The following is a 13047-nucleotide window of genomic DNA, read 5'->3' as shown; positions in this document are numbered from 1 at the left end:
AGGCGGGGTCGGCCGGGCCGGTGGTTCCGGTGGTTCGGGCGATGCGAACGTTCCGGTGGTTCGAGCGGTACGGACAGGGAGTGCGTGTGATCCGGGAATTCACAGGTCGGGTGTGTGTGGTCACCGGCGCGGGATCGGGCATCGGACGCGCTCTCGCGTACGAGCTGGCGGCGCACGGCGCGCGACTCGCGCTGGCCGACGTCGACGCGGCGGGACTGGCCGAGACCCGGGAGCGGGCGGCGCGACTGGGCGCGCGCGAAATCCACACCGAGGTCCTCGACGTCGCCGACCGCGCGGCCGTCTCGGCCTGGGCGGACGCGACCGCCGAGCGTTTCGGCGGGGTGGACCTGGTGGTCAACAACGCCGGCGTGTCGCTGACCGCGGACGTCGAGGAGATGTCCTGGGACGACTTCGAATGGCTGATGGGCGTCAACTTCTGGGGCGTCGCGTACGGCACCAGGGCCTTCCTGCCGCACCTGCGCCGCTCGCGCGAGGGGCATCTGGTGAACATCTCCTCGGTCTTCGGGCTCTTCGGGGTCCCCTCGCAGAGCGCGTACTGCGCGGCCAAGTACGCGGTGCGGGGGTTCACCGAGTCGGTCCGCCAGGAGATGCGGCTCTCCGGTTCCGGGGTCGCGGTGACCACCGTGCATCCCGGCGGGATAAAGACGAACATCGTGCGCAACTCGCGGACCTCGGGCGCGCACGACCGGGACAAGGTCACGGCACTGCACGACTCGGCGTCGCGCACCTCGGCCCAGCGTGCCGCGCGGCTCATCCTGCGCGGTGTGCGGCGGGGTCGGGCCCGGGTGTACGTCGGCGCGGACGCGACCGCGATCGACGTCGGCTCCCGCCTGCTGGGATCCGTGTTCGAGCCGCTCGTGCGCGCGGTGTCCAAGCGCACGGGTCCCACCACCCTGGCGCCCGCCCCGCGCGCGGCGCGGACGGAGGGTCCCGAGCCGGTCCCGACTTTGTCGCCGGACGGGTATTCGAACCCCGTTACCGGTGGGTAGAAAAGACGGAGAGCGCTAGCGGGAGGCGAGCATGACGGCGGACACCAGGGGCACCACGGAACTCGTGGGACACGACCTCAGGGTACGCACCGGCGACGGCGCGGAACTGCGGGTGAACGTGGCCGGGCCGCCGGACGCGGCGGTCACGGTGGTCTTCGCGCACGGTTGGACCCTGCACGGCGACGTCTGGCGGACCCAGGTCGGGGCCCTGGTGGAGGCCGGGGTGCGGGCGATCACCTACGACCATCGCGGTCACGGCCGATCCACCGCGGGGCGCGCGGCGCCGTGGACGATCGACCTGCTCGGCGACGATCTCGCCGACGTGCTCGACACGGTCGCGCCGAGCGGCCCGGTGGTGTTGTGCGGGCACTCGATGGGCGGCATGACGATCATGGCGCTGGCGGCGGCCCGGCCCGAGTTGTTCGGGTCTCGGGTGGCCGGCGTGGTCCTGGTCGGCACGTCGGCGGGCGACCTGGTGCCCACCGGACGCGGCGTGCCCGCCGCGGTGCGGTTCAGGTCGGCCGCGCAGATCCGGTTCTTCGCGTTCGGACGGCGGTACCCGCGGCTGGTGACCCGGGGGCGCACCCTGCTGCCGGGCCCGGGCCGGCCGAGTCACCTGCGGATCGTGCGGCGCGGCCTGTTCGGCCCGGCGGTCGACCCGACGGTGGTGCGCGACTGCGCGCGGATGGTGTTCGCGACGCCGATGGCCACGGTGTGCGGGTTCTTCCCGGCGCTGGTCGCGCACGACAAGGCCGGCGCGCTGACCGCGCTCGCGCGGGTGCCGGTGCACATCGTGGTGGGCGCCCACGACCGGCTCACCCCGCTCGCGCACAGCCGGACGCTCGCGGCCGAACTCCCCGACGCCACCCTGCGGGTGGAGCACGACTGCGGGCACATGGTCTTCACCGAGCGCCCGGACAGCGTGACCGAACCGCTGCGCGACCTGTGTGCCGGCATCGCCCGCTGACCCTCCCCCGCGGGTCTCGGCCGCCCGACGTGCCCGGGCCGGCGCGGGGGTCCGGCTCGGGCCGGACCCCCGCCCGGTTCCCCGGGACGCTCAGCTCGGTTCGATCCCGAGCAACTCCGCGGTCCAGTCCGGGTCGGCCGTGACCACGGCCAGCAACCGGGTGGCCCGGGTCAGGGCGACGTAGAGCGTGCGCATGCCGTTGGGCGACTGCTCGACGATCCCGCGCGGGTCGACGATCACCGCGACGTCGAACTCCAGGCCCTTGGCGTCCAGCGCGTCCATCGGCTGCACGCGCGGATCCAGGCCCTCCAACTCGGCCGCCAGTTCCTCGGTGGCCCCGACCGGGGTGACCACGCCGATGGTGCCCTCGACCGTCTCCAGCAGCTCGCGCACCAGCTTGCGCACCACCGGTCCGGTCCGCTCGCCCGCCGTGGCGTGCACCCTGGGCGGCTCGCCGCCGCTGCGCACCGCCCGGGCCGGCCGGGCCCCGGGCACGGCCCGCACCAGCACGCGCGCGGCCACGTCGGCCACCTCCACCGGGTTGCGGTAGTTGGTGGTCAGCTCGAACTCGTACCGACGCCGCTCGCGCAGCGCCTCGGCCATCGCCGTCGCCGACGCGCCCGGGTCCTCCCAGGCGCTCTGCGCGGGGTCCTCGACGATGGTCCAGGTGGCGTGCATGCCGCGTCGGCCGAGCATCCGCCACTGCATCGGGGTCAGGTCCTGCGCCTCGTCGATGACGATGTGCGCGTACTCGACCGGCTCGTCCTCGTCCTCGTCGCGCGGCCTGCGCGCGCCGCGCCCGCCGGCCATCCGGTCCGCGTAGGTGGTCACCTCGGTGATCTCGTCCGGGACGTCGCGGCCCACCGTCTCGCCGCTGAAGATGTCCCGGCCGTCCACCACGTACGGGTTGTCCTCGTCCGGGTTGCCGTAGGCGACCGTGCGCTTGCGCGGCAGCGGGCCGAGCAGGCCGGTCAGCTCGTCCATCAGCGCCACGTCGTGGAAGGAGACCTCGCCGGTGCGCGCGGTGCGCGCCCACGAGTTCGCCAGCACGGACACCTGCGCGGGCGTCAGGTCGCGCTCGTAGCGGCGCAGCCGCTCCGGGTCGGCCAGTCCGGCGAGCACGTCCACCGGCCGCTGCAGCGGCCACCACGCGCGCAGGAACGCGGCGAACTCGTCGCGCGCGGCCACGTCCTCGTGGAACGCGTCCTTCTCGCCGCGGCCGGCGCCGCGCGAGAGCAGTCGGCCCCACAGCTCGGTGAGCAGTTGGCGGGCCACCTGGAGCCGGGCGGTGTTGGGACCGTTGCGGGTCTTGGCCAGCACCTCGCGGCGGATCCGGCGCAGCGCCTTGTGGTCGAGCACGATCCGGGTGCCGCGGTGCGAGATCGCGAACTCGGTCGGCGCGCCGGCCGGCACGTCGGCGACCGCGCGGCGGAGCAGGTGTGTCATCGCCGCGGCGCCCTTGAGTTTCGCCGCCGCCGCGTCGTCGTGGTAGGCCGCCTCGACGCCGTCGACCATGTCGCCGAGCGAGCGCAGCACCGCGCCGCCCTCGCCGAGCGAGGGCAGCACACGTTCGATGTAGGCGGTGAAGCGCGGGTTGGGGCCGACCACGAGCACGCCGCGCGAACCGAAGCGGCGGCGGTATTGGAACATCAGGTACGCGACGCGGTGCAGCGCGACGGCGGTCTTGCCGGTGCCCGGGCCGCCGCGCACGATCACCGAACCGTCGATCGGTGCCCGGATGGCCTCGTCCTGCTCGCGCTGGATGGTGGCCACGATGTCGTGCATCGAGCCGTCCCGGGTGCGCGAGAGCGCGGCCAGGAACGCGCCGTCGCCGACGATCACCATGTCGTCGGCGGCGTCCGGGTCGAGCAGGTCGTCCTCGATGTCGACCACCGAGCGGCCTCGGCAGTGCAGCACCCGGCGGCGGACCACACCGCGCGGGTCGTCGGGGGTGGCGCGGTAGAACGCCTCCGCGGCGGGCGCCCGCCAGTCGACGACGAGCACCTCGCTGTCCTCGTCGCGGATGCCGATCCGGCCGATGTGCCGGATCTCGCCGTCGAGCTGGTCGAGGCGGCCGAAGACGAGTCCGTCGTCGGCGGCGTCGAGGGAGCGGGCCCACAGTTCGGCGCGGTAGACCATGACGTCCCGCTCGACCAGCGCCGCGCGCGTGCCGACCTGCGCCTGCCGGTAGCCCTGTTGGAGCAGCGCCTGGGCTTCGTCGCGCATGTGTTCCAGGCGCGTGTAGGAGCGATCGACATGGCCCTGTTCCGCGGCGAGCTCGCGTTCCTTGGCCTGGGGGTCGCCTGCCGGCGCGGGCATAGTGATGCTCCTTGTGATGTGACACAGGTCTGCGCCCACGGTGGACGAGGCGCCGACGATCGTATGGCGTCGCCGGCGCCGTCCCCGCGGGCCGATCCGCCCACGGGGGTTGCGGCTGGGGTCGGGGGTGCTCCCCCGAGGGACACAGTATTCGGGACCCGCGCCGGTCTTCGCGACGCCCGGGCCCGGTGGGTCCGCTCCCGGCGGGCCCGGCGCCCGCTCCCGAGCGCCGCCGGCGCGACCGCTCAGGCGCGCCGGGCACGCAGTCGGCGCAGCGCGACGACCACCCCGATCAGGCCCACCAGGCCGAGTATCGCCCATAGCCACACGGTCCCGTCCGACCCGCCGTCGCCGCCGGTCCGGCCCGGTGCCAGGGCGGCCTGCGCGGGGCCGCCGGGTGGTGCGGACGGGGCCGCCACGGTGATCCCATACCGGGCCTTGGCCTCGTGCCGGGTCGGCGCGTTGTCCGAGACGGTGATCCCGAATCCGGTCTCGCCGGGGGCCGTGGGGGTGCCGGTGATCACACCGCTGTCCGGGTCCAGGGCCAGTCCCGCCGGCAGCGGGTCGTCGGCGACCCAGTGGTAGGGGGCGGTGCCGCCCTGGACGGCGAGTTTGGCGGTGTAGGGCTGCCCGACGCCGGCGGGCGGCAGCGCGGCGGCGGGCAGCACCAGTGCGGCCGAGGGCACCGCGTCGACGGGTGCGGACGGGTCGGATTCGCCGACCGCGTTGGTCGCGACGACCGTGTACGAGTAGGTGGTGCCGTTCTCCAGGCCCTGGTCGGTGTAGGTGAGGATGTCCGCGCCCAGGGTGGCCAGGGGCGGGGTCGAACCGGGTTCGCCGTTGGTGGAGCGGCGGATCAGGTAGCCGGTGATCGGGCTGTCGCCGGTGTCCGCGGGCGGCATCCAGGACAACACCGCCTGCCCCTGGCCCGCGGTCGCGGCCAGGCCGCCGGGCGCGCCGGGCTTGCCGTTGCCCAGTCCGGACAGGGTGACCGTGCGGCTGCCGCCGGGGATATTGCCGGTCAGGGTGAGTTTGCCGGTGCCGGCTCCGCGCTTGGTCGGGGTGAACACGACCGCGAAGGAGCACGCGGAGCCGCCGGGCACGTTGGTGTCCGGGCCGGTCGCGCACGTGGTGCCGGCCGGGTCGATCGCGAACGGTCCCTCGACGGTCGCGGACGCGATCATGAACGGCACGTCGCCGGTGGTGGTGATCGGCAGATTGCGGGTGGCCTTGCGGCCGACCGGCGCCGTGCCGAAGTCGACGGTGGGCGGCAGTTCGCCCACCCGGGCGGCGGGCACGGTGAAGGACAGCAGCGCGTGGCCGTCGCCGACGCCGCCGGACGCGGAGGTCTGGGCGCCGGGGAAGACGATCGGGTCGGCGTACGGGCCGATACCGCCGGCGGCCGGGGCGAACAACCACGGCAGCGGGGCGGTCGCGGAGAACAGCGTGGTGCCGGTGTCGGCGATCCGCACGACCAGGGTCGCGCCGGCCTGGGCCGGGCTGTTCGCGGCGACCGCGGTCGAACCGGCCACCGACCCGCCCTGGGTGGCGCCGGCGGCCTTTCCGTACACCGTCGCGGTCATCGCGCTCGCGCCGACCGGGATGGTCACCCGGTGGTCGCCGGTGCCGGTGATCGCCGTCTGCACCTGGGTCGTGCCGCCCGGCGCGGTCGGCGCGGCGGGCCGGGTCCGAGCCGCGCCGGGGCGATCGGCGCCGGCGACCGCCGCCGGCGCGAGCGCGGCGAGCGCGCACACCGTCGCGAGCAGCCCCGCGCCGAGTGCTCCAGGGCGCGGGATACGACGGCGGATGGCGCTGTGCATGGAGATGGACCCCCGGGTGGGCTGCGGCTCTCGATACCGGACGGCACCGGACGGCCCACCGCTATCCCCGGTTCACGGGGTCGGCGGATTCCGCGCGCACGGCTTTTCCGGCAGCTCCTCAGCGCGGATGCTAGCGCTCACCGGGAGCGACCGGGAGTACTCCCCGCGAGAAGATCACCCGTTGGAATTCGCTGGTCCCGGCCGCCTGTACGGGTGCGACCCGGCAAAGCTGACCATCCGTCAGATTTTGTGGTCGCCGGCGTCGCCCGGATCGGTGCCGGCTCCTCGATCACCGGCTCGTCGACACGCCCGCCCGGCCACACCTCGGGCCGCCCCCGGGGCCGCGACCAGTCCGCGCCGTCGCGCGTGTCGGCGCCGAATCGGGGGCCGAGCACGGCGGTCACCACGAGGAACAGGACCAGGGACCAGGCGACATACGCGTTCACGGCACACTCCCGATGGTGCAATGGAATCGGCCTGCACATCGACCAGGCCAGTTTCCATTCTGGGCACGACTGGCCTGCCGACAAAGGGCCAATTCCAGGGAGGTGGACTGTGTTCGGCGAACGGTGCGGATCGGAAATGGCGATCCTCCGGCGCGAAGGGGTGCCGAGGCGGCATCGTGGCCTCAGGCTCCCGCCGGGCCCGGGACGGTACCGGCGGGGCGGCCGGCGGCGTGCACCTCCCCCCAGCGCGCCGCCGAGGAAGACGGGCCCGCGGGCATTCCCCCCGCCCGCGGGTCCGTCGCCCCACTCCGGCCCGGCATCGGGGCGGTCGGACCCCGCGTCAGCGCAGCGCGAGCACCACGTCGCGAATCCGCGCGTCGTCGGCCGGATCGACCGGCAGCGGCACCGTGACCGCGTCCGCCAGCCCGCCCCAGCGCTCCGTGATCAGCGCGGGCAGTTCCTCGTACACCGCCATCGGCAGCAGCGTGTCGAGCACCTCGTCGGTGACGTGCCCGGCCAACTGCGACCAGTCGTCGCGGCGGACCATCACCCGCAACCGGTCCTGGAGTTCGCCCCATCCATACAGGTCCAGCGTGGCGCGATACGCGGGCGTCGAGTACAGGAACGCGAACAGCCGCCGCTGCCGCTCGCGTTCCGCGTCCAGCGCGGCCCGGTCGGGACCTGCGATCACCTGTGTGCCGGCCACGAGTTCGACCGTGCGCGGATGCGCCGCGCGCGCGATGCCCTCGGCCAGCGCCGGTCGGGCGACCGTCGCCAGCCACCGCGGACCGGAGTTGGTCGGATGGGTGACCAGTCCGTCCGCGAGTTCGCCGGCGAGCGCGCACATCGCCCGCCCGACCCCGCCCAGCAGGATCCGAGGCGCGACCGTGTCCGGGTCCGGGCCGGGGTTGAAGTACGGCTGCATCCGGGTGAGTCGGTGGTGCGACCCCTCGTACGCGGGCGGCTCGCCGGTCCGGAACGCCTCGAACGCGGCCCGGACCGCGCCCACGTAGTCGCGCATCCGGGCCACCGGCGGCGACCACGGCATCCCGTACCGGTCCTCGATGTTCTGCCGCACCTGACTGCCCAGGCCGAGTTGGAACCGGCCGCCGGAGAACCGCGCCAGGTCCCACGCGCCGTAGGCGGTGAGCAGCGGGGAGCGCACGAAGGCAAGCGTCACCGACGTGCGCACCACGAGCCGTTCGGTGTGTTCGAGGGCGAGCAGCGCCGCGGCGAACGCGTCGTGCACCGTCTCGGCCACGTGCAGGCCGTCGAACCCGGCCGCCTCGGCCCGGCGCGCGTGCGCCGCCACCTCGCGCAGCGGCAGCCGCGGGTCCATCCCCGTGTAGACCCTCATCGGGTGGTTTCTTCGCCGGCCAGTTCCTCGGACAGGCTCCACAGTCGCGCGGCGTCCGCCTCGTCCAGTGCCCACGCCGCGTGTTCGGCGGTGATCGCGCAGTCCGCGAGGTACACACCGCCGACGTCCGCGAGTTCGGGCGCGGTCGCGGCCCAGACCTGGGTCGCGGCGCCGTTGGCGACCTGCTTGATCGGCGGCATGTTCGAGGCGGTGACCTTGCGTTGCAGATCGCGCCCGGCGTCGCGGGTCATGTACCGCCCCAGATTGGTCGCCACCATGCCCGGGTGCACGGCGTAGGCCCGCACTCCGCGTCCGCGCAGCCGGCGGTCCAACTCGACGGTGAACAGGATGTTCGCGGTCTTGGACGCGCCGTACGCCTGCCAGGGGTGGTACTCCTCGGGCGCCTTCTCGTAGTTGGGGTCCGCCCAGCGGATCCCTGACGCCACGTGCCCGGCGGAGCTGAGGTTGACCACCCGCGAGCCGGGGCCCAGCGCGGGCTCCAGCAGGGTGGTCCACAGGAAGTGGCCCAGGTGATTGGTGCCGAACTGCAGCTCGAAGCCGTCCGAGGTACGCCCGAACGGGGTCGCCATCACTCCCGCGTTGTTGACGAGCACGTCCAACGACGGGAAACGCTCGCGCAGTTCGGCGGCACCCGCGCGGATCGAGGCGAGCGAGGTCAGGTCCAGGACGGCGTACTCGACCCGGCCCGGCAACTCCGCGACCGCCGCGCGGCCCTTGTCCGCGTCGCGGGCGGTCACCACCACGCGCGCGCCGGCCGCGGCGAGCGCCCGCGCGCTCTCCCGACCCAGGCCGGAGGTGCCGCCGGTGATCACGATCGTGCGGCCGGTCGGGTCGACGTCGGCCAGAACCTCGTCGGTGGTGCTGTCGGGTCCGAATGGCATGGCACACTCCGCCGGGTAGATGCTTGACTGTGTTCAGCACTATGGGGCGCGGGTGTCGGGATGGCAAGGCCGCGGCGCGGCTTGCGTGACGGATCGTCAGGTCAGTCGGATCAGCCGCCGCTCGGTGGCCACGCTCACCGCGGCGGTGCGGGTGTCCACGCCGAGCTTGGCGTAGATGTGGCCCAGGTGGGTCTTCACCGTGGCCTGCGAGATGAACAGTTCCCTGGCGATCTCCGCGTTGCCCACACCACGCGCGAGCAGGTGCAGGATCTCCACCTCGCGGGTGGTGAGCGTGGTGTCCGGCCTGCGCATCCGACTGAACAGCCGCGCGGCCACCTCCGGAGCCAGCACGGTGCGGCCCGCGGCGGCGTCGTGCACCGCACGGAACAGGTCCTCGGGGCTGCCCGCCTTGAGCAGATAGCCGGCCGCGCCCGCCTCGATCGCGCGCGAGACGTCGGCGTCGGTGTCGTACATGGTCAGCACCAGCACGTGCGGCGGCTCGGGCAACGCGAGCAGTCGCTCGGTGGCCTCGACACCGTCGATCCCGCCGACCAGTTGCAGGTCCATCAGCACCACGTCCGGGCGCAGCGCGGCGGCCAGCCTGACCGCCTCCTCGCCGCTCGCCGCCTCGCCCGCCACCTCGATGCCGTCCTCGCCGGCGAACAGCGCGAGCAGACCCGCCCGAACGACGGCGTGGTCGTCGCAGACGATCAGGCGGATCGGGTTCACGGTGCGGCTCCTGGGCTCGGGCGGGAGGTGGGCTCGGTGCCGGCGGCCGGGGTCGTGCCCGGTGCCGGTTCGAAGGGCGTGTCCCGGTCGGCCGTCGGAGGCGGCTCGGGGTCCGCCGCGCCAGAGGCGTCCCGCACGGTCGCGGCCAGCGCGGTGCCCTCACCCGGGGCGCTCTCGACGGTGAGTTCGCCACCCACCTCGGCGAGCCGGCGGCGGAGCGAGGGCAGGCCGTAACCGCGCAGGTCACCCGCCCGGGTCAGGCCCGGGTCGAAGCCGACGCCGTCGTCGCGGATGTCCAGCGCGACCCGGTCCGGCAGGTAGGTGAGAGTTACGTGCACGGCCCGGGCCCGGGCGTGTTCGCGCACGTTGGCCAGCGCGCCCTGCGCGGTCCGGGTGAGCGCGGCCTGCACCGGCTCGGCCAGCGGGCGCACCCGACCGTCCACGGCGAGCGCGACGCTCGGCCCCTCCTCGCTCCGAAACCGCTCGACCACCCGGGCCAGACCGCCGGGCAGGCCCGGATCGTCGGCGAGTTCGGCGGGGGCCAGGTCGCGGACGAACCTGCGGATCTCCTCGACGCCGAGCGCCGCCACCCGCTCGGCCCGACGCACGTGCGCCCGCGCCGCGTCGGGATCGTTGTCCCAGCCGCGGTCCGCGGCCTGGAGCAACATCCGCAGGCTCGAAGTGCCCTGCGCGATGGTGTCGTGGATCTCCCGGGACAACCGCTCACGCTCGGCCAGCACCCCCGCCCGGCGCTCGCTGACCGCCAGTTCGGCGACCGTCTCGCGCAGCCGTCGCTCGTCGCTGCGCATCCGGGTGAACACGGCGGTGGCGATCGCGGCCACCGCGGGCGGCCCGAGGAAAAGGCTGGGGTCGATGGTGTCGGCGAGCCGATACTGCGCGATCACCACGGCGGTGGTGAGCAGCACCACCGTGCCGATCGCCGCTCTGGTCGACAACACCCGCAGGCCGGTATAGAGCAGCGGTACCGCACACCACGCGAAGCTCGGCGCGACGGTGACCAGGGCCAGCCAGGTGGCGAGGACCGCGGTCAGCCAGGCGGGCCGCGCGGGCGAACGGTCCTCGGGCAGGGTCAGGCCGGCCAGGTAGAGCACGGCGAGCAGCACCGCGAGGGCGAGCACCCACGGGGCGCGGCCGTCGGTGCCGTGCCGGACCGTGTACCGCCCCATCGACGCGGCCAGCAGCAGCAGGAAGCCCGCGTGGATCACCAGCCCGGCGTGCCGCACGGGCCATGGCTCTGTTCGCTGTCGGGGCACGACGTACCTGTTCCCTGTCCCGCTCGGCTCGATCACGCGCGGCGCGCGCACATCGACGATCCCCTCCACCGTGGACCCGCTCGCGCGGGTCCGGATCAGCCGATCGGTTGATCCTCGCACCGCCCGACCGGCGCGCCGGGACCGGCGGCTTTGCCGATGGCGGACGGGCGGATCGACGGGAGTGTGGAGGCATCGGGGCAACCGCCCGGGAACGACGCAGAAATGTGAAAGAGGTACGGACGATGAGCAACTTCTCGACGCGTGGTCGGGTTCTGACCGGGGTCTTCTCGCTCGCGGCGGTCGGCGCGGTCACCGCCGGTGTCGCGGCGGCCCAGGTGCCCGGCACGACCGAGGCCAAGCACGACGAGCGCCCCGCGCCCGCCGTGGTGTCGGTCAAGACGCTCGGCGTGGACGCCGCGAGCAAGGCGGCCCAGGCCGCGCTCGACGCCGCCGAGAAGGAGGGCCAGAAGGTCACCGTGGTCGTGGTCGCCCGGGACGGCTCCACGCGTGTGGTGCTCAAGGGCGACGGCGCGGGCCCGCAGTCGGAGGAGTCGGCGCGGCGCAAGGCGTACACCGCCGTGTCCTGGAACGCCCCGACCTCGACGCTGGCCCAGCGGGTCACCGCGCCGGGCGCGTCGCTGCGGGACATCCCGGGCACGCTGTTCCTGGCCGGCGCGGTGCCGGTCGCCGTGGACGGCGCCCCGATCGTGGGCATCGGGGTGGCAGGTGCTCCCGGCGGCGACTTGGACGAGAAGTACGCCGCCGAGGGCCTCAAGGCGATCGCCGGTCAACTGAAGTAGCCGACGCGGCCGAGCGGTCGGGCGACCCGGAGATCGGGCCGCCGAGCGGTCGAGCCGCTGGGTGTTCGAGGCGGTGGGTGTTCGAGGCGGTGGTGTTCGAGGCCCTGGGTGCTCGGGCCCTGGGTGCTCGGGCCGTTGGTGTTCGAGCGGGCCCGCCGTCGAACCACCGAGCGTTCGAGCGGCCGACCGCCGGGGAACATCGCGGACCCGGGTCGATCCCCGGGCCGAGGGGACGAGGCGCCGCTCCGTCGCCCCTCGGCTCCGGGATCGGCCGGTCGCGAACCCGGCGGTGGTCGGCGCGCGGTCGACACGCGGTCGGCGCGGTCGGCGCGATCGGCGCGATCGGCGCGCGGTCAGCCGAAGGCCACCGCGCCCTGGACGTTGAACACCGCGCTCTGGAAGGGCAGCAGCAACTGCGCGGGCAGGAAGCTGTCCGGCGTCAGCGGCTCGCGGGGCGTCTGCGCGGCGCGCGCCGCGGGAATGTACAGCGAGGCCATCGAGCCGAAGATGACCGCCGTGACGATCACGGCCGCCTTGCGAAATCCGTGCTTGACCATGGAATTGCCCTTCACCGGGGACGTCGGGGGAAACGAGTCGGCGTCCCGCCGCGCACCGGAATTCCGGACACGGCTCCGCCGCACCGCCCGGGGATTTCATGGCGGCGCGGCAACTCTAAGGTTTTGTCGGCAAAGGAAAAGACGCCGTTCGCCCTCCCGGGTGACGTCATCGGTTGGCCCAGGGCCCAGGACACGCAATTTCACTCGGAAGGGTGAGGATTGTGCGCCTGCGCGCTCCCGTGCGTGTCCATGTCCGGTGCCGGGCGTTATCCGGGCCGCCCGACACCGATTCGCTCGCGCAACCAGTGATAGGAAGCTCACGGTGTCCGGGTCCCGGTCGGGAAGTCGACATGGATCAAGCCGAAGCGTTGGTGATAGACCTCGGCCCATTCGAAGTCGTCCGGCAGGGACCCGACGAAATAGCCGCGGATGTCGATTCCGGCTTTGCCCGCCGCGCCCACCGCGGCGATATGCCCATCCGGGAACGCGACGCGTTCCGGGTCGTCGAGACCCTCGGCGGTCGAGCACCCCTCCGCGGTGATCCGGATCGGCGGCAACGCGTCGCCATAGCGCGCCGAGCCCGGTCGGCAGCGTGGTCAATCATTCGGGCACTACCGGCCAGTCGAACGCGGTACGCGGCACGCCGGTGATCTCCACCATCGAGAACGGCAGCGGCGCGCCCGGCTCGCCCTCGGCGATCACGGTCGGGTTGTCGTCGGGTGTGCGGGTTCGAGGGCTGCCCGACATTGCGGAGCCGGTCCGCCGGCGCTGCGGGCCGGTCCGCCGGGGCTCGGGTGGGCGGTTGCGGTCGGGCGTCGGATCGCGGCCCATGATGGCGCGGACGGTGCGCGCGGTCCAGGGTGTGA

The 13047-nt window shown here is 73.9% G+C and carries 10 protein-coding genes and 1 pseudogene; 3 read left to right on the top strand and 8 right to left on the bottom strand.

The window, feature by feature from the left end:
• Positions 1-86 precede the first annotated feature (86 nt).
• Both ACIRL2_RS03930 and ACIRL2_RS03925 read left to right on the top strand, forming a co-directional pair.
• Positions 87-1010 carry an SDR family NAD(P)-dependent oxidoreductase gene (locus ACIRL2_RS03930; protein WP_402229979.1) on the top strand — a complete coding sequence of 308 codons (924 nt, stop codon included), beginning with the start codon at positions 87-89 and terminating at the stop codon, positions 1008-1010.
• A gap of 31 nt (positions 1011-1041) precedes the next feature.
• Positions 1042-1977: an alpha/beta fold hydrolase gene (locus ACIRL2_RS03925; RefSeq protein ID WP_402229977.1), complete on the top strand. Its 936-nt coding sequence runs from the start codon at positions 1042-1044 to the stop codon at positions 1975-1977.
• A gap of 90 nt (positions 1978-2067) precedes the next feature.
• Here ACIRL2_RS03925 and ACIRL2_RS03920 read toward each other — a convergent pair whose 3' ends face one another.
• The 6 genes from ACIRL2_RS03920 to ACIRL2_RS03895 form a co-directional block, all read right to left on the bottom strand.
• On the bottom strand, positions 2068-4296 hold the full coding sequence (locus ACIRL2_RS03920) for a HelD family protein (RefSeq protein ID WP_395874268.1): 2229 nt from the start codon (positions 4294-4296) through the stop codon (positions 2068-2070).
• A gap of 245 nt (positions 4297-4541) precedes the next feature.
• Complete coding sequence (locus ACIRL2_RS03915; protein WP_402229974.1) at positions 4542-6116, bottom strand: putative Ig domain-containing protein; 1575 nt, start codon at positions 6114-6116, stop codon at positions 4542-4544.
• Between the two features lie 786 nt (positions 6117-6902).
• Positions 6903-7919 carry a TIGR03617 family F420-dependent LLM class oxidoreductase gene (locus ACIRL2_RS03910; protein WP_402229971.1) on the bottom strand — a complete coding sequence of 339 codons (1017 nt, stop codon included), beginning with the start codon at positions 7917-7919 and terminating at the stop codon, positions 6903-6905.
• Entirely contained in the window at positions 7916-8821 is a 906-nt protein-coding gene (locus ACIRL2_RS03905; protein ID WP_402229968.1) for an SDR family NAD(P)-dependent oxidoreductase, read from the bottom strand. Before ACIRL2_RS03905 ends, ACIRL2_RS03910 begins: the two co-directional genes overlap by 4 nt.
• Positions 8822-8917: 96 nt before the next feature.
• On the bottom strand, positions 8918-9550 hold the full coding sequence (locus ACIRL2_RS03900) for a response regulator (protein WP_395874276.1): 633 nt from the start codon (positions 9548-9550) through the stop codon (positions 8918-8920).
• Positions 9547-10794 (bottom strand): sensor histidine kinase, encoded by a 1248-nt coding sequence (locus ACIRL2_RS03895; protein ID WP_402229965.1) that lies wholly within the window; start codon positions 10792-10794, stop codon positions 9547-9549. The genes ACIRL2_RS03900 and ACIRL2_RS03895 overlap by 4 nt, the downstream gene beginning before the upstream one ends.
• A 272-nt stretch (positions 10795-11066) precedes the next feature.
• Between ACIRL2_RS03895 and ACIRL2_RS03890 the strand changes: the two genes are divergently transcribed.
• Positions 11067-11624: a heme-binding protein gene (locus ACIRL2_RS03890; RefSeq protein ID WP_395874280.1), complete on the top strand. Its 558-nt coding sequence runs from the start codon at positions 11067-11069 to the stop codon at positions 11622-11624.
• 353 nt (positions 11625-11977) lie between these two features.
• Here ACIRL2_RS03890 and ACIRL2_RS03885 read toward each other — a convergent pair whose 3' ends face one another.
• Both ACIRL2_RS03885 and ACIRL2_RS03880 read right to left on the bottom strand, forming a co-directional pair.
• Complete coding sequence (locus ACIRL2_RS03885) at positions 11978-12181, bottom strand: hypothetical protein (protein WP_395874282.1); 204 nt, start codon at positions 12179-12181, stop codon at positions 11978-11980.
• Between the two features lie 317 nt (positions 12182-12498).
• Positions 12499-12859 (bottom strand): annotated as a pseudogene (locus ACIRL2_RS03880) (family 1 glycosylhydrolase); the annotation flags it as partial.
• Positions 12860-13047: the final 188 nt, after the last annotated feature.

It is taken from the genome of Embleya sp. NPDC127516, assembly GCF_044765325.1.
GTDB lineage: Bacteria > Actinomycetota > Actinomycetes > Streptomycetales > Streptomycetaceae > Embleya.
This window is presented reverse-complemented; position numbering and strand designations above follow the sequence as displayed.

What these genes read in the sequence shown, in the direction of transcription:
- ACIRL2_RS03885 (WP_395874282.1), bottom strand. Translation starts at nt 12,181, where the DNA reads ATGGTCAAGCACGGATTTCGCAAGGCGGCCGTGATCGTCACGGCGGTC.
- ACIRL2_RS03905 (WP_402229968.1), bottom strand. Translation starts at nt 8,821, where the DNA reads ATGCCATTCGGACCCGACAGCACCACCGACGAGGTTCTGGCCGACGTC.
- ACIRL2_RS03925 (WP_402229977.1), top strand. Translation starts at nt 1,042, where the DNA reads ATGACGGCGGACACCAGGGGCACCACGGAACTCGTGGGACACGACCTC.
- ACIRL2_RS03915 (WP_402229974.1), bottom strand. Translation starts at nt 6,116, where the DNA reads ATGCACAGCGCCATCCGCCGTCGTATCCCGCGCCCTGGAGCACTCGGC.
- ACIRL2_RS03890 (WP_395874280.1), top strand. Translation starts at nt 11,067, where the DNA reads ATGAGCAACTTCTCGACGCGTGGTCGGGTTCTGACCGGGGTCTTCTCG.
- ACIRL2_RS03920 (WP_395874268.1), bottom strand. Translation starts at nt 4,296, where the DNA reads ATGCCCGCGCCGGCAGGCGACCCCCAGGCCAAGGAACGCGAGCTCGCC.
- ACIRL2_RS03910 (WP_402229971.1), bottom strand. Translation starts at nt 7,919, where the DNA reads ATGAGGGTCTACACGGGGATGGACCCGCGGCTGCCGCTGCGCGAGGTG.